The sequence below is a fragment of the Rhodococcus sp. FW305-130 genome (assembly GCF_058788335.1).
Genome location: NZ_JBYTAP010000004.1, coordinates 82,123 through 106,929 on the forward strand (window position 1 = coordinate 82,123; position 24,807 = coordinate 106,929).

21 protein-coding genes and 2 tRNA genes are annotated in these 24,807 nt (G+C 62.5%); 18 read left to right on the top strand and 5 right to left on the bottom strand.

Features of this window, described 5'->3' with window-relative positions:
- The 3 genes from yidD to rpmH are packed head-to-tail and all read right to left on the bottom strand — an operon-like array spanning position 1 to position 928.
- The gene (gene yidD, locus AC3WQS_RS13550; protein WP_007729147.1) at positions 1 to 381 is read right to left on the bottom strand and encodes a membrane protein insertion efficiency factor YidD; all 381 of its coding nucleotides are present in this window, start codon (positions 379 to 381) and stop codon (positions 1 to 3) included.
- Positions 378 to 758, bottom strand: coding sequence for a ribonuclease P protein component (gene rnpA / locus AC3WQS_RS13555; protein ID WP_019746209.1), 381 nt, complete (start codon positions 756 to 758; stop codon positions 378 to 380). Before rnpA ends, yidD begins: the two co-directional genes overlap by 4 nt.
- Before the next feature lie 26 nt (positions 759 to 784).
- Positions 785 to 928: a 50S ribosomal protein L34 gene (rpmH, locus tag AC3WQS_RS13560; protein ID WP_003942540.1), complete on the bottom strand. Its 144-nt coding sequence runs from the start codon at positions 926 to 928 to the stop codon at positions 785 to 787.
- Between the two features lie 780 nt (positions 929 to 1,708).
- Between rpmH and dnaA the strand changes: the two genes are divergently transcribed.
- The 16 genes from dnaA to AC3WQS_RS13640 all read left to right on the top strand — a co-directional run bounded on the left by dnaA (position 1,709) and on the right by AC3WQS_RS13640 (position 22,032).
- Entirely contained in the window at positions 1,709 to 3,271 is a 1,563-nt protein-coding gene (gene dnaA / locus AC3WQS_RS13565) for a chromosomal replication initiator protein DnaA (RefSeq protein WP_492711976.1), read from the top strand.
- A gap of 584 nt (positions 3,272 to 3,855) precedes the next feature.
- Positions 3,856 to 5,040 carry a DNA polymerase III subunit beta gene (gene dnaN, locus AC3WQS_RS13570; protein ID WP_007729165.1) on the top strand — a complete coding sequence of 395 codons (1,185 nt, stop codon included), beginning with the start codon at positions 3,856 to 3,858 and terminating at the stop codon, positions 5,038 to 5,040.
- A 44-nt stretch (positions 5,041 to 5,084) separates the two neighbouring features.
- Positions 5,085 to 5,993 carry a phosphogluconate dehydrogenase (NAD(+)-dependent, decarboxylating) gene (gene gnd / locus AC3WQS_RS13575; RefSeq protein WP_492711979.1) on the top strand — a complete coding sequence of 303 codons (909 nt, stop codon included), beginning with the start codon at positions 5,085 to 5,087 and terminating at the stop codon, positions 5,991 to 5,993.
- A complete protein-coding gene (gene recF / locus AC3WQS_RS13580; protein WP_020905610.1) occupies positions 5,994 to 7,223 on the top strand; it encodes a DNA replication/repair protein RecF in 1,230 nt (409 codons plus the stop codon).
- Complete coding sequence (locus AC3WQS_RS13585) at positions 7,216 to 7,761, top strand: DUF721 family protein (RefSeq protein ID WP_492711983.1); 546 nt, start codon at positions 7,216 to 7,218, stop codon at positions 7,759 to 7,761. Before recF ends, AC3WQS_RS13585 begins: the two co-directional genes overlap by 8 nt.
- A gap of 124 nt (positions 7,762 to 7,885) precedes the next feature.
- Entirely contained in the window at positions 7,886 to 8,797 is a 912-nt protein-coding gene (locus AC3WQS_RS13590) for a metal-dependent hydrolase (RefSeq protein ID WP_007729174.1), read from the top strand.
- Positions 8,797 to 9,918, top strand: a complete 1,122-nt coding sequence (locus tag AC3WQS_RS13595) for a PDR/VanB family oxidoreductase (RefSeq protein ID WP_024487650.1) — start codon at positions 8,797 to 8,799, stop codon at positions 9,916 to 9,918. The genes AC3WQS_RS13590 and AC3WQS_RS13595 overlap by 1 nt, the downstream gene beginning before the upstream one ends.
- A 27-nt stretch (positions 9,919 to 9,945) precedes the next feature.
- Positions 9,946 to 10,869: an alpha/beta fold hydrolase gene (locus AC3WQS_RS13600; RefSeq protein WP_003942581.1), complete on the top strand. Its 924-nt coding sequence runs from the start codon at positions 9,946 to 9,948 to the stop codon at positions 10,867 to 10,869.
- A gap of 197 nt (positions 10,870 to 11,066) precedes the next feature.
- A complete protein-coding gene (gyrB, locus tag AC3WQS_RS13605) occupies positions 11,067 to 13,103 on the top strand; it encodes a DNA topoisomerase (ATP-hydrolyzing) subunit B (RefSeq protein WP_003942515.1) in 2,037 nt (678 codons plus the stop codon).
- Between the two features lie 86 nt (positions 13,104 to 13,189).
- Positions 13,190 to 15,721 carry a DNA gyrase subunit A gene (gene gyrA, locus AC3WQS_RS13610; RefSeq protein ID WP_019746215.1) on the top strand — a complete coding sequence of 844 codons (2,532 nt, stop codon included), beginning with the start codon at positions 13,190 to 13,192 and terminating at the stop codon, positions 15,719 to 15,721.
- Positions 15,721 to 17,121, top strand: coding sequence for a DUF3566 domain-containing protein (locus tag AC3WQS_RS13615; protein ID WP_492711987.1), 1,401 nt, complete (start codon positions 15,721 to 15,723; stop codon positions 17,119 to 17,121). Before gyrA ends, AC3WQS_RS13615 begins: the two co-directional genes overlap by 1 nt.
- Positions 17,122 to 17,196: 75 nt before the next feature.
- Positions 17,197 to 17,270: transfer RNA gene (locus tag AC3WQS_RS13620), tRNA-Ile, on the top strand.
- A gap of 176 nt (positions 17,271 to 17,446) precedes the next feature.
- Positions 17,447 to 17,519: transfer RNA gene (locus AC3WQS_RS13625), tRNA-Ala, on the top strand.
- A 271-nt stretch (positions 17,520 to 17,790) separates the two neighbouring features.
- On the top strand, positions 17,791 to 18,900 hold the full coding sequence (locus AC3WQS_RS13630) for a baeRF11 domain-containing protein (protein ID WP_492711988.1): 1,110 nt from the start codon (positions 17,791 to 17,793) through the stop codon (positions 18,898 to 18,900).
- A 62-nt stretch (positions 18,901 to 18,962) separates the two neighbouring features.
- Positions 18,963 to 20,627, top strand: a complete 1,665-nt coding sequence (locus AC3WQS_RS13635) for an alpha/beta hydrolase (protein WP_019746219.1) — start codon at positions 18,963 to 18,965, stop codon at positions 20,625 to 20,627.
- A 127-nt stretch (positions 20,628 to 20,754) separates the two neighbouring features.
- Positions 20,755 to 22,032: a lipase family protein gene (locus AC3WQS_RS13640; RefSeq protein WP_042950194.1), complete on the top strand. Its 1,278-nt coding sequence runs from the start codon at positions 20,755 to 20,757 to the stop codon at positions 22,030 to 22,032.
- Positions 22,033 to 22,089: 57 nt separating this feature from the next.
- On the opposite strand, the gene AC3WQS_RS13645 is transcribed toward AC3WQS_RS13640, so the two are convergent.
- On the bottom strand, positions 22,090 to 22,542 hold the full coding sequence (locus AC3WQS_RS13645; RefSeq protein ID WP_019746221.1) for a hypothetical protein: 453 nt from the start codon (positions 22,540 to 22,542) through the stop codon (positions 22,090 to 22,092).
- 90 nt (positions 22,543 to 22,632) lie between these two features.
- Here AC3WQS_RS13645 and AC3WQS_RS13650 point away from each other — a divergent pair, with 90 nt between their 5' ends.
- Both AC3WQS_RS13650 and AC3WQS_RS13655 read left to right on the top strand, forming a co-directional pair.
- Positions 22,633 to 23,160, top strand: a complete 528-nt coding sequence (locus AC3WQS_RS13650) for a peptidylprolyl isomerase (RefSeq protein WP_007729190.1) — start codon at positions 22,633 to 22,635, stop codon at positions 23,158 to 23,160.
- A 17-nt stretch (positions 23,161 to 23,177) separates the two neighbouring features.
- Positions 23,178 to 24,122 (top strand): rhomboid family intramembrane serine protease, encoded by a 945-nt coding sequence (locus tag AC3WQS_RS13655; protein ID WP_031332619.1) that lies wholly within the window; start codon positions 23,178 to 23,180, stop codon positions 24,120 to 24,122.
- 31 nt (positions 24,123 to 24,153) lie between these two features.
- Here the strand turns inward: AC3WQS_RS13655 and AC3WQS_RS13660 are convergent, their stop codons facing one another.
- On the bottom strand, positions 24,154 to 24,681 hold the full coding sequence (locus tag AC3WQS_RS13660) for a lipoprotein LpqH (RefSeq protein ID WP_492711991.1): 528 nt from the start codon (positions 24,679 to 24,681) through the stop codon (positions 24,154 to 24,156).
- Positions 24,682 to 24,807 lie beyond the last annotated feature (126 nt).

Here is a 24,807-nt window from a genome sequence, read left to right on the forward strand (position 1 = left end):
CTAAGTACTCCTCTGTTCGTCCGTCGGACTGTGACACGCTGCGCGTGCTTCCGGACAGCTATGGCGGCTACCCGCATCACGGTCACGACGGGCAGGGACAGGGTCCCACCCTCCAGAATGCCAGGGGGCACACTTCGCCAACCGCACCACAGTCAAGAAAAGGCCTTTGATCGCCCCGTGAGTGCGCAGCGCTTCGACCGCGTATTCACTGCAGGTGGGGGTGAACCGGCAGGTCGGCATCCTCAAGGGCGACACATACGTCCGGTACAACTCGATACAGAAGATGAGAACAGTGGCGGGAGCGCGACGCACAGCCTTCAACACCGTGATGACACGGGAGGCTCTGGGAGTCTCGATCTGCTCAGAGAGCGGAGTACTCATGGCTCTTCACTTACCGACACCAATAGGTTCATTTTGGTCAGGCCCCCACGCAACTGCTTGGCCAGTTCGGCTGAACTGGCGGTAGCTGCGCCCGGAAGTGCGCGGATAACCACGTCCGTCTCCGGCGAAACCTGCCCGACGAAATCTGCACAGATATGACGAAGCCGGCGTGCGACTCGATGTCGAATCACCGCCGGCCCGACAGCCTTGCTCACGATCAGCCCGAAACGGGGACCGTGATTTGTTACTACCAGCGCCTCTACTTGCTCGCGATCGAACGCGTGCACGACAAGGTCGCGTCTTCCCATACGACGCCCGCGTCGCACCGCCACGGAGAAATCCGCGTGGCGACGCAACCGAGACGGCTCAGGCAACACCCCGAGCTCCTGAACTCGAGATCAGATCAGGCGGTGAGGGAATCGCGGCCCTTACGGCGACGCGCCGAAACGATTGCACGACCCGCACGGGTACGCATACGAAGACGGAAGCCGTGAACACGCGCGCGGCGGCGATTATTCGGCTGGAACGTCCGCTTGCCCTTGGCCACGGTCAACACTCCTCGAAGTTCATTGACGCCTCCCGGCGTCATTCAGTGATCGACGCCTTACGGCGCCTTTGGATCCAACAGGTACAGAACAATCAACTTCACTCGTTGTGGCTTGGAAGACCGATCCGACCTGACATATGTAGCCAGCACGAAGCGATCACCACCAGCGGGTGACCGTTCGAGGTTACTTACCACCGTTGCCAAGGTCAAACCAGCCCGATTCGGAGCCCTCTCGCGGCAACCGCGACGACACGCCGATACTTCCATCATTCCGCAGATTCCATTCGCGGTGTGCATACGGCCGTGACCTCGAGCGAGGCGGCAAGTGTGACCTTGGCAACAGTTCCGCTACGGACTGCAGGTGACCTGAAGGCAACCCGGACAGTTCCACCGGCGCATGCTCCCGACAAGGCCTCATCAGCACATACGGGCACGAGCGCCGGACGCGACCCCGAATCCCGAGTTTCCACATTCATCCACAGGGCTGTGAGTGTTGACGCATCCCCGACACCAAGTGGCGAACGCCTCGAGTTCCGACAAAGTTGCAGGTAGATCAATTTCTCGATCACTTTGACGAATTTGGTTGACGAAAAAACCGACTCAGTGCAGGTTTGTCCACATCTGTGGATAATTGTGTGGAAACACAGCCCAGGTGGCATATTCGTAGCCTGTTACGGGGTTCTCACCCCGGGTGGTAATCCACCGAATCATTCGACGCCGCAGCCATACGCTCGGCAGCTGCAGCACACCCACTGTCGGCGAAACACGGGAAGGAACCACGTGAACGACGATCCCAACGCGCTCGCACGGGTCTGGGTCGACGTGGTTGCAGAACTCACGAGTGATGACCCCGGAAGTAATCTTCCGGCTTTGAGCAGCAAGCAGAAGGCATTTGTCCGTCTGGTGAGGCCTCTCACACTTGCTCAGGGTTTTGCACTCCTCTCGGTTCCATCGCCATTTGCTCAAGAGACGATCGAGCGCGATCTACGCGAGCCGATCCTGCAGGCACTCGGACGCCACCTCGGCGGCCAGGTCGAGGGACTCGGTGTCCGCATCGCACTCGAAGACGATGCCGACGCACCCGCCGAACCGATCGAGGAGCGCACGGGCAGCCGTCAGTTCGAGTCGGTCAACTCATCGGGCGCATACCGTCGGCGCAGATTCACCGAAGGCGACGGAGAACCTTCGGACTCCGAGACTGCCGAGACCGAAGAAGTCGACGACGACCGCGAAGCACTCGCGAGCGTTCACGAATCGTGGCCGTCTTACTTCACGAAGCCGCCCGCTACTCCTTCTGCTTCTGGGTCCGGCGCGAACAGTCTCAACGCGAAGTACACCTTCGACACTTTTGTGATCGGATCGTCCAACCGATTCGCTCATGCCGCTGCCGTCGCGATCGCGGAGGCGCCGGCGCGTGCGTACAACCCCTTGTTCATCTGGGGAGCTTCGGGCCTGGGCAAGACGCACCTTCTTCACGCCGCCGGCCACTACGCACAGCGACTGTTCCCCGGCATGCGGGTCAAGTACGTCTCGACCGAAGAATTCACCAACGACTTCATCAACAGTCTTCGTGACGACCGCAAGGTCGCATTCAAGCGTCGATACCGGGAAACGGACGTCCTGCTGGTCGACGACATCCAGTTCATCGAAGGCAAGGAAGGTATCCAGGAGGAGTTCTTCCATACCTTCAACACCTTGCACAACGCGAACAAGCAGATCGTCGTCTCCTCGGACCGTCCGCCCAAGCAGTTGGCAACCCTCGAGGAGCGTCTGCGGACGCGCTTCGAATGGGGCCTGATCACCGACGTTCAGCCGCCTGAGCTCGAGACGCGTATCGCGATTCTGAGCAAGAAGGCGAGGATGGATCGCCTCGAGGTCCCGCACGACGTCCTCGAGTTGATCGCCAGCCGTATCGAGCGCAACATTCGTGAACTCGAGGGCGCGTTGATCCGCGTCACCGCTTTTGCCTCGCTCAACCGCCAGCCGTTGGATCTGACGTTGGCCGAGGTGGTCCTGCGCGATCTGATGCCCGATTCGTCGAGCCTCGAGATCAACGCGGCGACGATCATGGCGGTGACGGCCGAATACTTCAACATGTCGATCGACGACCTGTGTGGGCCGGGTAAGGCCCGGCCACTCGCTCAGGCCCGCCAGATCTCGATGTATTTGTGCCGTGAGCTCACTGATTTGTCATTGCCGAAGATCGGTCAGACGTTCGGCCGTGACCACACGACGGTCATGTACGCCGACAAGAAGATCCGTAAGGAAATGACGGAACGCCGCAAGGTGTACGACCAGGTTCAGGAGTTGACCGCAAGGATCAAGCAGCGCTCCAAGCGCTGACCTGCACTTATTTCGATCGATGCCGCTCGAGGCAGAGGTTCCCTCGAGCGGCATCGGTGTATTCGAAGGGTTCCACGTGGGGTCCCCTCGAGGGCGGTTGTCCACCTCGAGGGACGACACGCCGGAGTCGGACACGCCGATGAGAACAAACTCTTCGTTTCTTGTGAACAGTATTCACATCTGTGGATAACTGTGTTGATAACTCCGAAAGTCTGTGGAGTTCTCGAGGAGGAATCCGAAAACTTTCAGAGAGTGCACAGAGGGGGTCGATTGGTCCTCGAGTCTGTCCTCGAGAAGTGCACAGGCCCTCGAGGGGACCTACCAGCGTCGACAACCGTTGCTCCACAGATTGCACAGGACTTATTACTACTACTGAGAATTTCCTAGGAAAAGCTCTTTGAAAATAGTTCTGGGGACAACTCCTGTTGAGAACCTCGCCTCAGGCTGCGCTCGTCCCGGCTTCGGCTTTCCACTTGCGCCCTCGAGGGCATACGGTGGGCATCGCTTGGTCTGTGTCAGACTTCAAGTGAGCTGATGCAGATCCGCAGCAGACGAACATGCCTACCGAGAGGAATAACCCGGCGATGGAGCTTGGAAGCCTGAAGTTTCGCGTTTCCCGGGAAGAGTTCGCTGATTCAGTAGCGTGGGTTGCTCGTAGCCTGCCCTCGAGGCCGCCTGTGCCGGTTCTCGGCGGAGTTCTTCTCGACGCAACCGAAGCCGGCCTCACCGTTTCCGGGTTCGACTACGAGGTATCTGCGCAGGTCCGCGTCTCGGCAGATGTCACGACTGCAGGTCAGGCACTCGTCTCCGGACGCCTCCTTGCCGATATCACCAAGTCGCTTCCCAACAAGCCGGTCGATGTGACCCTCGAGGGCACTCGCGTGCTCATCTCGTGCGGAAGCGCCAAGTTCTCCCTGCCCACGATGCCGGTCGAGGACTACCCCCAGCTTCCGACGCTTCCGCAGCAGTCCGGGTCCATTCCCGTCGACCTGTTCTCCGAAGCCATCAGCCAGGTAGCCGTTGCAGCCGGCAAGGACGACACCCTTCCGATGCTCACGGGTATCCGTGTCGAGATCGAACAGAATTCGATCGTCCTCGCCGCTACCGACCGCTTCCGTCTCGCCGTTCGTGAACTCGAGTGGACTCCGGCAAACCCTGACGTCCAGGCTGCTGTTCTCATCCCTGCCAAGACTCTGTCCGAGTCCGCGAAAACTCTTGCCGGCAATGCAAATTCGCCGGTCGAGTTGGCTCTCGGTTCCGGTACGACCATCGGAAACGACGGACTCCTCGGCATCGTCAACGACGGACGCCGCACCACGACGCGCCTCCTCGACGCCGAGTTCCCGAAGTTCCGTCAGTTGCTGCCTGCTCAGCACACCGCGATGGCTACGGTCGAGGTCACGCCTCTCATCGAGGCCATCAAGCGTGTAGCACTCGTCGCCGAGCGTGGCGCACAGGTTCGCATGCAGTTCTCGGCTGACGGCCTGCTCCTCTCTGCGGGTGGCGACGACGCCGGCCGAGCAGAAGAGACACTCAACGCGTCGTTCCAGGGCGAAGCACTCACCATTGCGTTCAACCCCGGTTACCTGATCGACGGGTTGAACTCGCTTCACAGCGAAAACGTTCTGTTCGGCTTCACCACTCCCAGCCGTCCGGCTGTTCTTCGCCCCGCGGCCGAGGAAGAGCCCACGGCAGACGAGTCCGGTAACTTCGCTGCGCCCTCGAGCGAGTACACGTACCTGCTGATGCCGGTTCGCCTCCCGGGCTGAGTGGTACCCCGCACTTCAGTTCGCGCCTGACCAGGGAGAACAGTATGAAGATCGGACTCGTAGGTCTCGGCAAGATGGGTTTCAACATGCGTGAGCGCTTGCGCGCGCATGGCCTCGAGGTGATCGGATACGACCCTCGACCGGAAGTCACCGATGTCGGGTCACTTGCCGAACTAGCTGCATCCCTCGAGGGACCTCGAGTAGTCTGGGTGATGGTTCCGGCCGGTGAAATCACCCAGAGCACCATTGCCGAACTGGCGGATGCCCTCGAGGGCGGTGATCTGGTCATGGACGGTGGGAACTCGCGTTACACCGACGACGCTGTCCATGCCGAGCTTCTGGGCGCCCGTGGGATCGGTTTCCTCGACTGCGGTGTCTCCGGTGGCATCTGGGGCCGTGAGAACGGCTACGGCCTGATGGTGGGCGGATCCGAGCCCGACGTGGCGAAGGCAATGCCGATCTTCGATGCCCTTCGCCCCGACGGCGACGCTGCAGACGGCTTTGTCCACGCCGGCCCCGTCGGTGCTGGTCATTACGCGAAGATGGTGCACAACGGCATCGAATACGGCCTGATGCAGGCGTATGCCGAGGGGTACGAGCTCCTCGAGGCGGAAAGCCTGATCGCGGACGTTCCCGGTGTGCTCCGAGCCTGGTCGAAGGGAACCGTCGTACGCTCGTGGTTGCTCGATCTGCTTGTCGACGCCCTCGAGGAGGATCCGGAGCTTGCGCAGATCACGGGCTATACCGAGGATTCCGGTGAGGGCCGTTGGACGGTAGAGGAAGCCATCAAGCACGCTGTCCCCGCTCCCGTCATCTCCGCTGCTCTGTTCGCGAGATTTGCTTCACGACAGGATGATTCACCGGCCATGAAGGCGGTGTCGGCCTTGCGTAATCAGTTCGGTGGTCACGCGGTCAAGAGCGCTTCGCCCAAGAATTCGGCTTCTGGAAGCTAAGTGTTCGTTCGTAGATTTTCGCTGCGGGACTTCCGATCCTGGGATTCGCTGACGCTGGACCTCACGCCGGGAACAACTGTCTTCCTCGGTTCGAACGGGCACGGTAAAACCAACGTCCTCGAGTCACTGGGGTATCTGTCCACGCTGTCGTCTCATCGAGTGTCCACGGATGCACCGATGATCCGCAGCGGTTCCGCCAGTGCTTTTGCCGGTGCAACCGTGGTCAACAACGGGCGCGAACTGACCATCGACGTCGAACTGATCGAGGGAAAGTCCAACCGCGCCAGGATAAATCAGTCGCCGACACGCCGTCCGCGTGAAGTGTTGGGGATTCTTCAGTCGGTGATGTTCGCGCCGGAAGATCTGTCGTTGGTTCGCGGTGATCCTGGTGATCGTCGGCGCTATCTCGACGAGTTGTTGACGTCCCGGATACCCCGAATGGCTGCTGTCCGTGCGGATTACGACAAAGTGCTGCGTCAGCGCTCAGCCCTACTCAAAACTGCGGGTGCGGCCTTGCGCCGCGGTTCTCGTGGTGGCGAGTCCGACAACGTCCTCTCCACCCTCGAGGTGTGGGACGGGCATCTGGCCGCTCACGGCGCACAATTGTTGGCCGGGCGCCTCGAGTTGGTCCATGATCTGGCGCCCCACCTGGCGGAGTCGTATCGTTCCATCGCACCCGAATCCCGGCCGGCGTCGATTCGATACAAGAGCAGCCTGGGTTCGTCGTTGGATCCCGAATTCACTGATCCTGCAAGGATTTCCGGCATCGACGACGTTGCATACCTCGAGGAGAGATTCCATCTCGAGTTGGCACAGATGAGGTCGAAGGAAATCGATCGCGGAGTGTGTCTGGTCGGTCCGCATCGGGACGACCTGGAGCTGGTTCTCGGCGACAGTCCGGCGAAAGGCTTTGCCAGTCATGGTGAATCGTGGTCGTTCGCGCTTTCGCTGAGACTGGCAGGTTTTGCCCTGTTGCGCGCGGACGGCAGCGACCCGGTCCTGATGCTCGACGACGTATTCGCGGAATTGGACCGTCGTCGGCGTCGTGCGCTCGCCACCGTTGCGGCTACCGCAGAACAGGTGCTGATCACGGCCGCCGTTCCCGAGGATGTACCGGACGAACTCGAGGCGGCCAAGTTCGGCGTCGAAGCCTCCGATACCGGAGACGGTCGGATATCCCGGATAGTGCCCGTAGGCTCGACGGATCAGGAGGTCGAGTTCGATGACTGAAGACAGCAGCGCGGCCCCGGAGCCCGAGCTCAAGGGGATCGATCTGGCGCGCCGTGCCCTCGAGGAGGCACGCGCGACAGCCAAAGCCAACGGCAAGGCCGTCGGGCAGGGGCGCTCGTCGCCCAAATACGGAAGTGGCCGCCCGCGTCGACGCAGCGGTTGGTCCGGCCCCGGCCCGGATGCGCGGGACCCTCAGCCGTTCGGTGCTCTCACCAGCGCTATCTCCAAATCGCGTGGGTGGTCCCCCAAGGTGTCCGAGGGCACGGTCCTCGGTCGGTGGCCGCAGGTCGTCGGAGAAGACATCTCCGCGCACGCCGAGCCGATCTCTCTGAAAGAAGGTGTTCTCAGCATCTCCGCCGAGTCGACGGCGTGGGCTACCCAGTTGCGCATGATGCAGTCCCAGGTTCTGGCCAAGATCGCTGCTGCCGTCGGTGACGGCGTCGTGAAGACACTGCGCATCACCGGTCCGAGTGCGCCTAGCTGGCGCAAGGGCGAAAGGCATGTGAAAGGCCGCGGACCTCGCGATACGTACGGCTGAGGAAAACTCAACCAGGACCTGGTTCTACCTATTACTTCGTGTTACAGTTAAAACTCGCTAGTGAGTGAACTGTGTCACAAGGCTGTCGTTCCCTACCGATCGGCAGGCATGAAGGAGTAGCTAGATGTCGCAGAAGATATCGACACCCGCTTCGTCGTTCGCCGAGCCGGATCACATCCTGTTGCAGGCTCGCAATGTCGAGTTCGACTGGTCCGATCTGCCCATGCACTGGATTCCGGGCGATCCGTTCAGCACACACGTTCTCAACGTGCTTCACCTTCTCCTCCCCGCCGGTGAGGAGTGGTTTGTCGAGACCTTCAAGGAAGCTCTTCCTCTGATCGAGGACGAGAAGCTCCGTGAAGACGTCGTCGGCTTCATCGGCCAAGAGGCGATGCACTCCAACGCGCACTCGGGTGTCCTCGTCCATCTGAAGGAAAACGGCCTCGATCCGACGCCGTACACCCAGCAGATGGAGTGGGCATTCTCGAAACTGCTCGGACCGCGCCCGATGACGGGTCTGCGCGCCGAGAATCACCTGGTGGAGCGCTTGGCGATCATCGCGGCCATCGAACACATCACTGCTTTCCTCGGCGACTGGGTGCTCAACGCCAAGGGGCTCGACAAAGCCGGCATGCACCCGACCATGCTTGATCTTCTTCGCTGGCACGGCGCCGAAGAAGTCGAACACCGCGCCGTCGCGTACGACGTGATGCGCTACTTCGACAAGCGTGAGACCCGCCGGATCCGTACCCAGATCCTCGTCACGCCCGCAATCGTGTGGCTGTGGATTCGCGGTACCCGGTTCTTGATGCGCAACGATCCCGAGCTTGCCGCTCAGGCTCCCAGCCGTCGACGGCCCCACCTGTCCGATTTCATCGCAGCCGGAAAGCGCGGCACAGTCCCCACGTCGTTCGAGCTGGTCAAGCGGATGTCGACGTACTTCAGCAAGTCCTATCACCCCAGTAACGAGGGCTCGACCGCCCAGGCGGTGCAGTACCTGGCGTCGTCACCCGCAGCTCAGGCGGCTGCACGGTGATTTCACTCTCGAGGGTCAAGGACGTCATCTCCGGGCACGACGGGTTGCCGCGTTTTCCGGCGCCACCCGATTTGTCCGGAAAGAACCGTCCCGACCGTGCCATGCGCATCACGGAGTTGTTGGCGGACAAGTACCTTCGGGTGTTGACGGCCTACGACTACAACCCGGAGATCGCGGGCCACAACCCCGACACGGCCATGAACATGGTGGTCAGTACGCGTGAGGTGGTGGCGACCGACGAGAACGTCGTTCGGCTGCGCTTCGAATCCGCCGACGGTTCACCGATTCCGCCGTGGCATCCGGGTTCGCACCTGGACTTCCATCTACCTTCGGGTCTGCGGCGTCAGTATTCGCTGTGCGGCGACCCTGCCGATCGCACGGGATACAGCGTCGCGGTTCGTCGGATCCCCGACGGCGGTGGCGGTTCCATCGAGATGCACGCTCTCCAGCCGGGTGAGCACGTCACGGTGCGCGGCCCTCGCAACGGATTTCCCTTCGTGGGTGAAGGCAGTGCGCTGTTTGTTGCCGGCGGCATCGGTATCACGCCGATCATCGCAATGGTCCGTGCGGCAAGAGAATTGGGGATGGACTGGTACTTCGTGTACTCGGGCCGCTCTCGTGAATCCATGCCGTTCCTCGACGAGATCGCGAGCTGGGAACCTGAGCGTGTCTTCGTGCGCCCGGACGACGAGTTCGGATTACCCACCACCGCAGACCTTCTCGGGCGAGCACCAGTCGGCGGCGCCGTGTACTGCTGCGGCCCGACGCCGATGCTCGACGCCGTCCGCCGCGGATTCCGCGATACACCCTCCACCGCTTTGCATTTCGAGCGGTTCGGGGCTCCGCCGGTGATCGACGGCAAGGAATTCGAAGTGCAGCTGGTCAATTCGGGACAGGTGCTCACCGTGCCCGCCGACGAGTCCGCGCTCGACGTCATCAAGAAGACATTGCCCGGTGTCGGGTACTCGTGTCAGCAGGGTTTCTGCGGAACCTGTCGCGTGAAGGTGCTCGCGGGTAAGCCCGATCACCGCGAAAGGCGTCTGACCGACACCGAACAGGAAACGGAGATGCTCATCTGCGTATCCCGTTCCGACGGTGGACGTCTCGTTCTCGATCTCTAGATATTCCCGACTCCGAAGGGTTCGACAATGTCGAAGCACTCTCCTGTCCATGCCGTTACCGCGCGTCGCGTGACCAACGGTTCCGTCAGCCTGGCAGTGTTCGAGCAGGGCAAGGCAGACGGCGAGACCATCGTCCTGGTGCATGGTTGGCCCGACACCCATGAATTGTGGAACCGCATCGTGCCTTTGCTGGCAGACGACTTCCGCGTCGTCAGCTACGACAGCCGCGGGGCCGGTGAGAGCACGATCCCCTCGAGGGTGCAGGACTACCAACTGAGCGCACTGGCCGGCGATCTTTTTGCCGTCATCGACGCGGTCAGCCCGGGCAAGCCGGTGCACGTCCTGGCACATGACTGGGGATCCGTGGAAACGTGGGAAGCGGTCTGCGAGCCGGGTGCCGAAGAGAAGATCGCGTCGTTCTCGTCCATCTCGGGCCCCAATCTCGATCATCTCGGCAAGTGGATCCGGGCGAGCGTGTCCAAGCGTCGTTTCCTCGGCCCGGCGGCGCAGGGAATTGCGTCGGCCTACACCGTTCTGTTCCAGATTCCCGGGCTGTGCACCCTCCCGTTGCGTCTGTGGTTCTCCAAGCACTGGCCGGCATTTCTGGGCTTCTTCGACGGTCTGGACCCCCGTGTGGTCAACACCGCGCCCACCATCGCCGACGACATGGTGAACGGACTCAAGCTTTATCGCGCGAACATCCGGCCGTCTCTCGGCAAGCCGCGGGATCGGTACACGGACGTGCCTGTTCAGCTCATTCTGAACAAGTACGACAAAGCCGTTCGCCCGGTGGGATACGAAGACACCGAAAAATGGGTCTCCGACCTGCAGCGACGTGAAATTGCCGCGGGACACTGGTCGCCGTTTTCACATCCGGGCGAGGTTGCCGAACATGCGCGGGCATTTATCGCGAGCCTGAGAGAGCGTCGCTCGGAGAAGCAAAGTTCCTAGCGTTTCACCTTCAGGGGATCGTAAAAATTCGTCTGCGGCGCAGCCAGGGGTGTCATTGGCCGCTTCTAGTCGGTGCTTACCAGTAAGATGGTCAACGGTAACTAGCGGCAACATTCTCGAACCCGCTCCGACGACACCCGCAAGGGCTTGCTGACGGCTGCGCTCGAGTATTGACGGAGAAGGAGAGCTACCCACCCGTGGCTGCCCAGAAGTCAGATACAAGCACTTCCAGCAAGGACTACAACGCGTCGTCCATCACCGTCCTCGAAGGACTCGAGGCGGTACGTAAGCGTCCAGGCATGTACATCGGTTCCACCGGTGAACGCGGCCTGCACCACCTCATTTGGGAGGTCGTCGACAACTCGGTCGACGAGGCGATGGCCGGACACGCCACCAAGGTCGAGGTCACCCTCCTCGAAGACGGCGGAATCCGCGTCATCGACGACGGCCGTGGCATCCCGGTCGGCATGCACGCCTCCGGAGTACCCACCGTCGAGGTCGTGCTGACCCAGCTGCACGCCGGCGGCAAGTTCGACTCCGACTCCTACGCCGTCTCAGGTGGTCTGCACGGCGTCGGTATCTCGGTGGTCAACGCGCTCTCCACCCGGCTCGACGTCGACATCAAGGTCGACGGCTACCGGTGGCAGCAGACGTACACCGATTCCAAGCCGGGAGAGCTCGTACAGGGCGACCCGACGAAGGAGACCGGCACCACCGTCAGTTTCTGGGCTGATCCCGAGATCTTCGAGACCACCCGCTACAACTTCGAGACCGTTGCGCGTCGTCTGCAGGAAATGGCCTTCCTCAACAAGGGCCTGACCATCACGCTGACCGACGAGCGCGCCGAGGTCATCGACGACGAAGCTGCCGAGGTAGCCGAGGCTCCCAAGTCTGCTGCCGAAGAAGCCGAAGAAGCTGCTCAGGCAGCGCCGCGTAAGTCCAAGACCCGTATCTACCACTACCCCGGTGGACTCGAGGACTACGTTCGGCACATCAACAAGAGCAAGACCCCGATCCACAACTCGGTCGTGGGATTCACCGCCAAGGGCACCGGCCACGAGCTCGAGGTCGCAATGCAGTGGAACTCCGGCTACTCGGAGTCCGTGCACACCTTCGCCAACACGATCAACACCCACGAGGGTGGTACCCACGAAGAGGGCTTCCGCGCCGCACTGACCGCAACGGTCAACAAGTACGCGCTCGAAAAGAAGCTGCTCAAGGACAAGGATCCCAAGCTCACCGGTGACGACATCCGTGAAGGACTCGCGGCCATCATCTCGGTGAAGGTCGGTGAACCCCAGTTCGAGGGTCAGACCAAGACCAAGCTCGGCAACACCGAGGTCAAGTCCTTCGTACAGAAGGCGTGCAACGAGCACCTCGCGCACTGGTTCGAGGCGAACCCCGCCGACGCGAAAACCATTGTGAACAAGGCTGTTTCGTCGGCGCAGGCCCGCGTCGCCGCGCGTAAGGCGCGTGAGCTGGTCCGTCGTAAGAGTGCGACCGACCTCGGTGGCCTGCCAGGCAAGCTCGCCGATTGCCGCTCCAACGATCCGGAGAAGTCCGAGATCTACATCGTGGAGGGCGACTCCGCAGGCGGCTCGGCCAAGTCCGGCCGAGACTCGATGTACCAGGCGATCCTCCCGCTTCGCGGAAAGATCATCAACGTCGAGAAGGCGCGTATCGATCGCGTCCTCAAGAACACCGAAGTCCAGTCGATCATCACCGCGTTCGGCACGGGCATCCACGACGAGTTCGACATCGCCAAGCTGCGCTATCACAAGATCGTGCTCATGGCCGACGCCGACGTCGACGGTCAGCACATCGCAACGCTGCTGCTCACGCTGCTGTTCCGCTTCATGCGGCCGCTCGTCGAGCACGGCAAGGTCTACCTCGCGCAGCCGCCGCTGTACAAGCTCAAGTGGCAGAAGGGTGCGCAGCCGGAATTCGCGTACTCCGACCGCGAGCGCGACGCGATGGTCAAGGCAGGCCTCGAGTCCGGCAAGAAGATCAACAAGGACGACGGCATCCAGCGCTACAAAGGCCTCGGCGAGATGAACGCCAAGGAGCTGTGGGAAACCACGATGGACCCGACGGTGCGCGTTCTGCGTCTCGTCACGCTCGACGATGCGGCTGCTGCCGACGAGCTGTTCAGCGTGCTGATGGGCGAAGACGTCGAAGCACGACGCAGCTTCATCACCCGCAATGCCCGGGACGTTCGTTTCCTCGACGTGTAGGCCTGCGGCCCTGTGAGCGGTTGCGGAGTCCCCGGACTCCTTTTCCGCGCACAGGGGCTTGCCCCCTCTTTTAAGAAAGTGAGCTCATGACCGACACCACGTTGCCACCGGACGGTCCGCAACACGACCGGATCGAACCGGTCGACATCCAGCAGGAAATGCAGAACAGCTACATCGACTACGCCATGAGCGTCATCGTCGGTCGCGCTCTGCCGGATGTCCGCGACGGACTCAAGCCGGTGCACCGCCGCGTGCTCTACGCGATGTACGACAACGGATATCGCCCAGACCGCGGATACGTGAAGTCTGCCCGACCGGTCGCCGAGACCATGGGTAACTACCACCCCCACGGCGACTCCTCGATCTACGACACGTTGGTCCGTATGGCCCAGCCGTGGTCACTGCGTTACCCGCTCGTCGACGGTCAGGGAAACTTCGGATCCCGCGGCAACGACGGCGCAGCCGCCATGCGTTACACCGAGTGCAGGCTGACGCCGCTCGCGATGGAAATGCTGCGCGAAATCGACCACGAGACAGTCGATTTCACCCCGAACTACGACGGCAAGACGCAGGAACCGACGGTTCTGCCCAGCCGTATCCCGAACCTTCTGATCAACGGTTCCAACGGCATCGCCGTCGGTATGGCCACCAACATTCCGCCGCACAACCTGCGTGAAGTTGCCGAGGCCATCTACTGGGCGCTCGAGAACTTCGAGGCGGACGAGGAAGCCACCCTCGCGGCCGTCATGGAGCGCATCAAGGGACCCGACTTCCCGACGCACGGGCTCATCGTCGGTGGACAGGGCATCCAGGATGCCTACACCACCGGCCGTGGCTCAGTCCGTATGCGCGGCGTCGTCGAGATCGAAGAAGATGCCAAGGGCCGCACCACGATCGTCATCACCGAGCTGCCCTACCAGGTCAACCCGGACAACCTGATCACTTCCATCGCGGAGCAGGTTCGTGACGCGAAGATCGGTGGCATCTCCGACATCCACGACGAGTCCTCGGACCGCGTCGGCATGCGCATCGTCGTCACCGTCAAGCGTGACGCCGTTGCCAAGGTCGTGCTGAACAACCTCTACAAACACACCCAGCTGCAGACCAGCTTCGGCTGCAACATGCTCTCCATCGTCGACGGAGTGCCGCGCACGCTGCGCCTCGACCAGATGATCCGTCTGTACACGACGCATCAGCTCGAGGTCATCGTTCGTCGTACCAGGTACCTGCTTCGCAAGGCACAGGAGCGCGCCCACATCCTGCGCGGTCTGGTCAAGGCCCTCGACGCTCTGGACGAGGTCATCGCCTTGATCCGTGCGTCGCAGACCGTCGACATCGCTCGCGCCGGATTGATGGAACTCCTCGACGTCGACGAGATCCAGGCCGACGCCATCCTCGGCATGCAGCTGCGTCGTCTGGCCGCCCTCGAGCGTCAGAAGATCGTCGACGAGTTGGCCGAGATCGAACTCGAAATCGCGGACCTCGAAGACATTCTGGCTCGCCCGGAGCGTCAGCGCGCGATCGTTCGTGACGAGCTCAAGGAAATCGTCGACAAGTACGGCGACGACCGTCGTACCCGCATCATCGCCGCCGACGGAGACGTCAACGACGAGGATCTGATCGCCCGTGAAGACGTCGTCGTCACGATCACCGAGACCGGTTACGCCAAGCGCACCAAGACCGATCTCTACCGATCGCAGAAGCGCGGCGGCAAGGGTGTTCAGGGTGCCGGCCTCAAGCAGGACGACATCGTCTCGCACTTCTTCGTCACCTCGACGCACGACTGGCTGCTGTTCTTCACCACGAAGGGCCGCGTCTACCGCGCGAAGGCTTACGAGCTGCCCGAGGCGAGCCGTACCGCTCGCGGTCAGCACGTTGCCAACCTCCTGGCCTTCCAGCCGGACGAGCGCATCCAGTCCGTCATCCAGATCAAGACGTACGAAGACGCGCCTTACCTGGTGCTCGCCACTCGCAACGGTCTGGTCAAGAAGTCCAAGCTCACCGACTTCGACTCCAACCGCAGCGGTGGCATCGTCGCCATCAACCTGCGCGGTGAAGACGAACTGGTCGGCGCTGTTCTCTGCTCCGCCGACGACGACCTGCTCCTGGTCTCGGCACAGGGCCAGTCGATCCGCTTCTCGGCCACCGACGAGGCACTGCGTCCGATGGGCCGCGCCACTTCCGGTGTCCAGGGCATGCGTTTCAACGGTGACGACGAGCTGCTCTCGCTCAACGTCGTTCGTGAAGGAACGTTCCTCCTGGTCGCCACCTCGGGCGGTTACTCCAAGCGAACCGGCATGGAGGATTACCCGGTGCAGGGTCGCGGCGGCAAGGGCGTGCTCACGATTCAGTACGACAAGAAACGTGGCACTCTGGTCGGTGCGCTCATCGTCGACGACGACGACGAGCTGTACGCGATCACCTCGGGCGGCGGCGTCATCAGGACGGCTGCCAAGCAGGTTCGTAAGGCGGGACGCCAGACCAAGGGCGTGCGTCTGATGAACCTCGGCGAAGGCGACACATTGCTCGCGATTGCGCGCAACGCCGACGAGCCCGAAGAGCTCGCTGCAGAGACCACCGACAACGCAGACAATGCCGATGGAGCTAAGGAGTCCTAGTGAGCACTCCCAACCAGCCGGGCAGTGACCAGAAGAGTGAAAGCACTTCAGGTTCGACGCCACCGAAGCCGGAGCAGGCAACTGCTCCGGCGGGGCCGCAGACCTCGAAACCTGCAGCTCCAGCGGACGGCGGACCCAAAGCTTCCGAGGCAGCTCCGGCGCCCAAGGCACCGGAGCCGCCTCGCGGCCCGTCGGATTCGGCCCAGAAACCGGCGGCTGCGGCTCCCGACGCCGCGGGTGCGGCCAAGGGTCGGGCTCCTTCCGCTCCTTCTGTGGCTCCGGCTGCGCCGGTAACCCCGGCGAAGGGTGATGGTCAGGCTCCGCCGCAACCGGTCGCCAATCAGGCTCGTGGCAGCCAGGCACCGCCGTGGCAGCGGGGACCCCAGCCGTCAGGCCAGCCTCAGGGTCAGCCAGCTCAGAACCCCGCTGCTCAGAATCCGGCGTCCAAGGCCCCGGCGTCGAAGGCTCAGCCACCGCAGAATCAGGCTCCGCAAAGTCAGCCGCAGACCAACATCACGCGTGCGGCCGGCGCTGGTGCTCCTGCAGGTCGACCGGCAGCTCCTGCTGGGGGTAAGCCGCCTGCGGGTCCGCAGCGTCCTGCAGCGGCAGGCCCGGCACAGGGTGGTCCGGTACAGGGTGGTCCGGCCAAAACCGCCGCACAGGGTGGTGCGCCGAAGGGACAGCCGCAGGCGGGTCGCCCTGCTGCGGGTGCACAGACAGGCCGTCCTGCCGGCAACCCGTCGGCACGTCCCGTCGTGACAGGAACGGCGGCTGCCGCAGCTACCGGTGGCGTCGCCGGCGCAGCGGCAGCCAAGGCTGTTGCACCCTCGGGCGCAAATCCCAAGGCTGCAAATGCCACGGTCGCCAATCCCACCGTCGCTAATCCGAAAGCAAAAGCCGCCGCGATCGACGGGCCGACTCGGCACATCGATCGCAAGGATCTGCCGAAGGACATGCCTGACCTCTCCGAGGCCAAGCATCCGTTGCCTGCTGCGGTGAAGGGTGAGAAAACTCACGCCGTATCGGCTTCGGTCGTGGACGGTGCGCCACTGCGCGCAACGGTCCAGATCCGTCGTATCGACCCGTGGTCCACGCTCAAGATCACGTCCGTGATCTCGGTGTCGCTGTTCTTCGTGTGGATGGTGGCCGTCGGACTGCTCTACGTCGTTCTCGACGGCATGGGCGTCTGGGATCGCCTGAACAACGCGTTCACCGACATCGTTGCCGACGGCGGCTCCGACGGTCTGGTGACGGCCGGCCAGGTGTTCGGCTACGCCGCGCTGATCGGTATCGCGAACATGGTGCTTTTCACGGCACTCGTCACGATCGGATCGTTCATCTACAACCTCTGCAGCGACCTGGTTGGCGGCGTCGAGGTAACTCTCGCCGACCGCGACTGACCTGCGAAAACATTGCTCCGCCGGGCCCGTTTTGGTGTCAGCGGCCCGGTGGGGTAATCTTTGGAATCGGTTCAGGGGCCTATAGCTCAGGTGGTTAGAGCGCTTTACTGATAATGAAGAGGTCGGAGGTTCAAGTCCTCCTAGGCCCACTCCCATGTGCCGAAGAAGGGTTGCTGGAATGAAGGTTTTCCTGCTTGTCGGGGCCGGAATTCTGGTAGCTCTCGGGGTCACCAAGCTGATCAAAAGTCAGCGCGGAGACAAGGTTTGGCACGATTTGGAAACAGGATAGAACCTAGGTACTCTGACTCCGGTCAGAAAACCGAACGGGGCCTTAGCTCAGTTGGTAGAGCGCTGCCTTTGCAAGGCAGATGTCAGGAGTTCGAATCTCCTAGGCTCCACAGTAAGAAAACACCCTCCCGGGATCCGGGAGGGTGTTTTTTGTATGCCGATGTGCCGATGTCCGGCCAACCGGTGTCCGACTCGTGGCCCTCCCCTTTTGAGCGAACGGCACTTTCGGCGCACTGAAGGCGATGAACATGCCGTTCGCTCGGAGTGGGGTGGCCAGAACAGCGCCCACTATGGACCGTTCGTCCCGAATTCTCCGGAAAGTCTAGTGGTCATAACCAGCCGGGCGTAGCGTGAGGAGAACCCAATTTCAGGAGGTTCGTAGTGCTTCACAACGACATTCCCAGCCACGGTGAAATTGCCGCACTCGCGGAGGTGGAAGGGCCCACCTGCATCACCATCGTGACTCCGACTGAAGATGCGCCGCAGGATCATGACAAAGCGCGCATCGCCTTCAAGGACCAGGTCCGCTCGGCACTCGCATCAGTGGAGGATCCGGCCGAGCGCAAGCTGTTCGAGGCCGAATACGCAGAGCTCGACGACGACGACGATTTCTGGCGCTTCCAGTCGCGCTCATTGGTCACGTACGCGACGCCGGAGCGTCTGGTGACCTTCCGCCTCCCCAACCGTCTGCAGGCGCTCGAAACGGTCAGCGATCGGTTTCATCTCAAGCCACTGCTCCGTTCGGTGACCTTCCCCCAGACGGCGTTTGTTCTCGCTCTCGCCGAAGGTTCGGTGCGATTGATCGAGATCGCCGCCGATCAGCCGGCCGACGAGGTTCGTGTTCAGGGAATGCCGAAGAACGCTGCCGATCACGCTGGTAAGTCCTCGATCAACAGCCGAACTGAAGCCGGTCGGCTCTCGGGTTCGGACAGCCGAAAGCTGCGCGTCAATCAGTACGCCCGCGCAGTCGATCACGAGGTCCGTGGTGTCCTCGCCGGCCGTGACGTCCCCTTGATCCTGGCCGCTGCCGAACCTATCGCGTCGGTGTATCGCTCCGTGAATTCGTACCGCCACCTGGTCGACACAACCGTCGAGGGAAATCCGGAAGCCTTGTCGACGCAGGAGGTGGCGGACGGATCGCGACCGGCGCTCGACGATTTCCACGCCGAGCAGTTGGCGGCGGTGCGGGACACCTTCAATGTGCGCACCGAACAGGGACGTACTCAAACCGACGTCGCCGACGTGGCAACGGCCGCGACGTACGGACAGGTCGACACCATTTTCATCGACATCGACTCCGTTGTACCCGGAAGTCTCGATCCCCAGACGGGCGCTCTCACGACCGGTGAGTCGACCAACGGAAGTACATACGGGGTCGTCGACGAGATCGCTCGTCGTGCGCTCCTGACGGGTGCTCGGGTCCTCGCTGTTCGCGCCGAGGACATTCCGGGCGGCGGCGCAGTTGCCGCGATTTTGCGCTTCGCCCCGTAAACAGACTGGACGCGTGTGCGCTTCGTGACCTGATTCGGGCACGGGGCGCATACGATTCCGGCATGAAACGTGTGTGGGAACGGCTGCGCCTCTACTGCAAGACGCTGCACCCGGTCGGGCTTGCCTTTGCTCTGGTCTTCTTCACCTGGTCGATGAGTCCGTCCCTGTTGCCGCGCGCGTGGTACTTGCAGGGCGTTGCGACGGGCATCTCGCTCGCGATGGGATACGGCGTCGGCGTGACGGTTGCCTGGATGATCCGCAAGTGCGGCGTCGAACCGCAGTGGTCGGATCGCACCAAGAAGATCGGCTGGCGAATCCTGTTGGTCGCGGCCGTCATTCTGGTTCCGACGTTCTTGGTCCTCGGTTCGTGGTGGCAGCAGATCGTTCGCGATCTTGTCGAAGCTCCTCGCACCAATCAGGCGAATTACCTTCTGGTGCTGCTGATTTCGCTCGGAATCTGGTTCATCCTGCTCGAGGCAGGCCGTGGTCTTCGTTTCACCACCAACAAGCTCACCGCCGTCGCACTTCGGTTCGTTCCCCTCGAAGCGGCGAAGGTCGGCAGCTTGATCGTCATCTTCGCCCTCGGCATCTTCATCGTGAACGGTGCGCTGTACAACGGGTTGATTGCCTTCGCGAACTGGAGTTTCTCCGGTGCGGATCATGAAACACCGGACGGCATCGAACAACCCTTGATCGCTGAGCGCAGTGGTTCACCGATGTCCGCCGAAGCCTGGGATTCGCTCGGCCAGGAGGGGCGCACCTTCATGGGCAGCGGTCCCACCGCGGCCGAGATCACCGCGTTGACCGGACGTGAAGCGAAGCAACCGATCCGGGTGTACGCCGGACGCGAATCCTCGGACTCGATCAACGGTGTCGCACAGCGGGTCGTCGACGAGTTGGAGCGCACCGGCGGATTCGACCGCGGAACCCTCGCAGTTGTCACGACCACCGGCCGCGGTTGGGTGAACGAGGACGTCGCGTCGGCGTTCGAGTACGTCGAGGGCGGGGACACGGCGATCGCGTCGATGCAGTACTCGTTCCTTCCGAGTCCGTTGGCCTTCATCGCCGACCGTGAGACGCCGATGATTGCCGGTCGCGCACTCTTCAACGCGGTGTACGCCAAGTGGATCGACCTGCCCGTGGAGACGCGACCCGAGCTGGTTGTCTTCGGTGAGAGCCTCGGCTCCTACGGTGGCCAGGCCGCATTTGCCGGCGCTCAGGACATGATGACGCGCGTCGACGGCGCACTGTGGGTCGGAACCCCCAACTTCACTGCTCAGTGGCAGGAAATCACGGACAGCCGCGACTCGGGCTCACCGGAGATCCTGCCGGTGATCGACGGTGGCCAGGCGATTCGGTTTGCCGGTGATCCGGAAGATCTGGAGCTGAAGTCCGACTGGGACGACGATCGCATCGTGTACTGGCAGCACGCCAGCGACCCGATCACATGGTGGTCCTTCGACCTGCTGCTCAACAAGCCGGATTGGCTCAAGGAACCGCTGGGTCGCGACGTGGATCCGGGAATGACGTGGGTACCTCTCGTGACCTTCTGGCAGGTAACCCTCGACATGGTCTTCTCGGCTGACGTCCCGTCCGGGCACGGTCACAATTACGGCGAGGATGCAGCGGACATGTGGGCCAAGATCCTGCACCCCGAGGCGTGGACCTCGGCTGATACCGACAAGCTTCGTTCGCTGCTGACCTCCAATCTGGAGCCCACGAAGTAGTCGTAAACGGTTGTAAGTCAGCCTGTTAAGGCGAAAACCTCACGAAAAAGTGTTACGTGAGGTATGTGTTACTCTGCGTTCGCTGTGTGCCAAGCCACAGCGCAGGCGAGCGTGGGGAGATCGAAACGTGAAGAGCAGAGCATGGTGGGCGGCCGGGGTTTCCGTCGCGGCACTGGTCATGGGTGCTGTGACGGCCCCTGCCGCAATGGCGGAGCCGGCGGATTTCTACACGCCGCCGTCGGAGCTTCCGGCAGGTGCCAACGGAGATCTCATCAAGAGTGAGCCGTCACCACTGCTGCTGAGCGTGCCCGGATCGAACGGTGCGTGGCCGGCAACCGCCACCAAGATCATGTACCGAAGCGAGGACGCCAAGGGTGCTCCCGTTGCCGTGACGGGGACCTACCTGGAACCGTCGAACCCGTGGACCGGGCAGGGGGCGCGTCCACTGGTTGCCGCAGCGGTAGGAACGCATGGGCAGGGCGATCAATGCGCTCCGTCCAAACTGTTCAACACCGGTATCGAGTACCAGTTCCCGACGGACGTCATGGTCGGCTACGAGTCCATCTGGGTGAACACGTTGCTGCTCAACGGCATCGCCGTCGTAGTCACCGATTACGAAGGCCTCGGAACTCCTGGCGATCACACCTACGTCAACCGCGAAGCCGAAGCGCACGCGGTTCTGGACTCGGTGCGTGCCGCTCAGCAGCTCCCGAACACGGGCATTCCCGCCGACGGCCCCGTCGGACTGTGGGGTTACTCGCAAGGTGGTGGAGCTGCCGCTGCCGCAACGGAATTGAAGCCGTCGTATGCTCCCGAGCTTGATCTCAAGGGCACGTACGCAGGTGCGCCGCCCGCCGATCTGGCGGCGACGCTGCAGCAGGTCGACGGCACGTTCCTCACCGGAGTGATCGGCTACGCGCTCAACGGGATCCTTGCGCAGTACCCCGAGGTTCAGCCGCTGCTCGACGCCGAGATCAACGATCGCGGCCGACAGATGTTGGCCGCCACCAAGAACCAGTGCGTCGCCGAAAGTGGATTGCAGTTCGGCTTCCAGCAGTCGTCGAGCTTCACCAATTCCGGTGAATCACTCTCCGCAGTTCTGGCGCGTCTACCCATGGCGCAGGCAATCCTCGACGAGCAGAAGATCGGCAAGCTGACGCCGGAGTCGCCCGTGCTCATTCAGCATGGCCGCTCCGATGACATCGTTCCGTTCGGCCAGGGACAGCAACTGGCGCGAGACTGGTGCGGCAAGGGTGCGACGGTGCAGTTCTCCGTCAACGAACTGCCCCCGATCATTCCGGGCATGGCAATCAATCATGCGACGCCGTACCTGGTGGGTACACCCGAATCCGTCGGGTACATGATCGATCGCTTCAACAACGTCCCGGCACCGTCCAACTGCTGAACGTGAACATCGAAAAGCCCCGGAACACAATCTGTTCCGGGGCTTTTCGTGTGTCGACTAAGCGGTCTTCTCGGCCGAGTTCTCTTCGAGCCGAGGGGGTGCGGAAGCGACCGGCGGATGCTCGCGTCGGCGGCTCTTGAAGAACACCGCGCCACCGATCACCGCGACACCGGCGATGACGAACACGGCGACGCGCTTGCGGCCGCGAGGCTTCTCGGTGCGTTCCGCGGACTTCGTGGGGATAGCCTTTGCGCGCTCTACGCCCTTCTTGGCGAGGACTTTGCCCTGACGACCCAGGAACAACCCGACCTGCCCGGCGCCGCGAGCGACCGATGTGGCGACCACCGCGGCGATGCGGCGAGCGTTGTCGGCTGCCTCGGACTCCTTGATACGAGCCGCTGTCTCTTCGAGGTAGGCGGCAGTCTCGTCGAAGGTGTCCTCGACGCGGGCGCGCGCGTGATCGAAGGTGTCGGGCAACTGCGTGCTGAGGGACTCGGTCACTCGTGTCATGACTTCACTGTGCCATAACAGTGAGGCGGGGACAGGGAGAGTTTTACGGGGCGGCATCCGCGAGAACGCCGGCAATGGCACGATGGTGGTGTGACTTCAACTCATCAGACCGCAACCGCAACGCTGCACACGAACCGCGGCGACATCAAGATCGCTCTGTTCGGCAACCATGCGCCGAAGACCGTCGAGAACTTCGTCGGCCTCGCCGACGGCTCGAAGGAGTACACCACCGCAAACGCCGCCGGCACCAAGACCGGCCCGTTCTACGACGGTGCCATCTTCCACCGCGTCATCGACGGCTTCATGATCCAGGGTGGCGACCCCACCGGAACCGGCACCGGCGGCCCGGGCTACAAGTTCGGTGACGAGTTCCACCCGGAACTGCAGTTCGACCGCTCCTACCTGCTGGCCATGGCCAACGCAGGCCCGGGAACCAACGGCTCGCAGTTCTTCATCACCACCGGCCCGACGCCGCACCTGAACCGTCGCCACACCATCTTCGGTGAGGTTCTCGACGACGATTCCAAGAAGGTTGTCGACGCTATCTCCTCCACCGCCGTCGATCGTGGCGATCGTCCGGTCGAGCCCGTCGTGATCAACAGCATCACCATCTCCTGAACAGGTAAAACAAGCAGATGACGAACCCCGGTTGGGGCGGCGGTGCGAGTGAGGGCATCCCGCCCCAACCGCGGTGCGTCCGCCATCCAGATCGACCTACCGCACTTTCCTGCAATCGTTGTGGACGTCCGGCGTGCCCGGACTGCCTCCGCGAGGCGGCGGTGGGATACCAATGTGTTGACTGTGTAGCTGCCGGCCAACGTGATGTCCGCCCCGTTCGGGGCGTCGCCGGAAACACCGTGAGCCCCGCCCGTGCGGTCCCGATCGTGACGTACACCTTGATGGGGCTCAACGTCCTGGCGTTCCTCGCCACCTTCGCGCAGTCGCGAAGCATCATGAACAATCAGGTCGGCTCGTCGATCTTCGCGAACTGGGCACTCAATCCGGGTCTGGTCGCCAGCGGTGACTGGTTCCGGCTCATCGGCTCCGGGTTCTTGCACTTCGGCATCTTGCACCTCGCGGTCAACATGTACGCCCTCTACATCCTGGGGCGCGACACCGAAATCGTGATGGGCCGCTCCCGGTACATCGGCATCTACCTGGTTTCGCTCCTCGGCGGTTCCGCCTCGGTGATGGCGTTCCAGCCGGTGTTCTCCTCGCTCACGGCCCTGTCCTGGACCGCTGGAGCGTCGGGTGCGATCTTCGGCATCATGGGCGCACAGGCCGTCCTTCTACTGCGTTTGCGTCGAAGCCCGGTCCCGATCATCTCGGTGATCGCGATCAATGTGATCATCAGCATTTCGCTGCCCGGGATCTCGTTCTGGGGTCACGCGGGAGGTCTGGTGGCAGGTGCCGCAACGGCCGCTGCCTTCCTGTACGCCCCGCAGTGGTTGGGCGCCGGTGAGAACCGTGTGAAAGCAGTGCGGATCGGCTGGATCGCTTTTGGTGCCGTCACCGTGGTGACGTTGGGAGTCATCGTGCTCCGCGTCGTCCAACTGCGCGAACAGCTGGGAATCAGCTAGCAAGAATCCTAGGGCCCAGCCGTTCTATGGATCAGCCGCCGATGATGGACTCGCAGGCGAACGTGATCTCGAAGCTCGACGTCTCCATCGGGTTGCCCTTGTCCCGGGCGCCGATTCCCTCGCCCGTCACCACGAAGGTATTGCCGTCCTGCTTGGCACTGGCAGATCCGCCGGGCAGTCCCGGTGCGAATCCGGCGGTGTACGGCAGACCGTTCGATCCACCCTCGCTTCCGGCGATTCCAGCAGTCTGAACCGTGCCGGATTCATCGATGATGGCTGTGACGGTCAACATGCCGTAGGTGGCATTTTCCGCGTCGAGCAGTGTCATAACTGTCGTGCCGCCGTCCTTTGCGCACTTCGTCTCGAATTTGGCGTCGAGCGTCTTCCCGCCGACGGTGGCCGAGGATGTAGCGGACGAGGCGCCGGCAGCGCTCTTGTCGGAGTCGGTCTTGTCGGAGTCGCTGCCGCAGGCGGAGGCGAATAGTGCGACCGCCGCGATGGTGGCAGCGACTGCGGTGGAGGACCGGCGGGTCACCGTGGTCCGAACCATCTTCGTCATGTTCTGTCCTTCAAGTCACGCGGTGCATCCGCACTTGCTCTGGCTGTTTCGCCGATAACACTAGCCAGTGACTCGGTGCTCGTAGCGCTAAACCCCCAGCTCAGGCGGGTTTGTCGCCTTCGACTG

Bases quoted from the DNA above. Each gene is read 5' to 3' on its own strand.
- yidD (WP_007729147.1), bottom strand. From the start codon at position 381: ATGAGTACTCCGCTCTCTGAGCAGATCGAGACTCCCAGAGCCTCCCGT.
- dnaN (WP_007729165.1), top strand. From the start codon at position 3,856: ATGGAGCTTGGAAGCCTGAAGTTTCGCGTTTCCCGGGAAGAGTTCGCT.
- gnd (WP_492711979.1), top strand. From the start codon at position 5,085: ATGAAGATCGGACTCGTAGGTCTCGGCAAGATGGGTTTCAACATGCGT.
- AC3WQS_RS13585 (WP_492711983.1), top strand. From the start codon at position 7,216: ATGACTGAAGACAGCAGCGCGGCCCCGGAGCCCGAGCTCAAGGGGATC.
- AC3WQS_RS13590 (WP_007729174.1), top strand. From the start codon at position 7,886: ATGTCGCAGAAGATATCGACACCCGCTTCGTCGTTCGCCGAGCCGGAT.
- AC3WQS_RS13600 (WP_003942581.1), top strand. From the start codon at position 9,946: ATGTCGAAGCACTCTCCTGTCCATGCCGTTACCGCGCGTCGCGTGACC.
- gyrA (WP_019746215.1), top strand. From the start codon at position 13,190: ATGACCGACACCACGTTGCCACCGGACGGTCCGCAACACGACCGGATC.
- AC3WQS_RS13635 (WP_019746219.1), top strand. From the start codon at position 18,963: ATGAAACGTGTGTGGGAACGGCTGCGCCTCTACTGCAAGACGCTGCAC.
- AC3WQS_RS13645 (WP_019746221.1), bottom strand. From the start codon at position 22,542: ATGACACGAGTGACCGAGTCCCTCAGCACGCAGTTGCCCGACACCTTC.
- AC3WQS_RS13655 (WP_031332619.1), top strand. From the start codon at position 23,178: ATGACGAACCCCGGTTGGGGCGGCGGTGCGAGTGAGGGCATCCCGCCC.
- AC3WQS_RS13660 (WP_492711991.1), bottom strand. From the start codon at position 24,681: ATGACGAAGATGGTTCGGACCACGGTGACCCGCCGGTCCTCCACCGCA.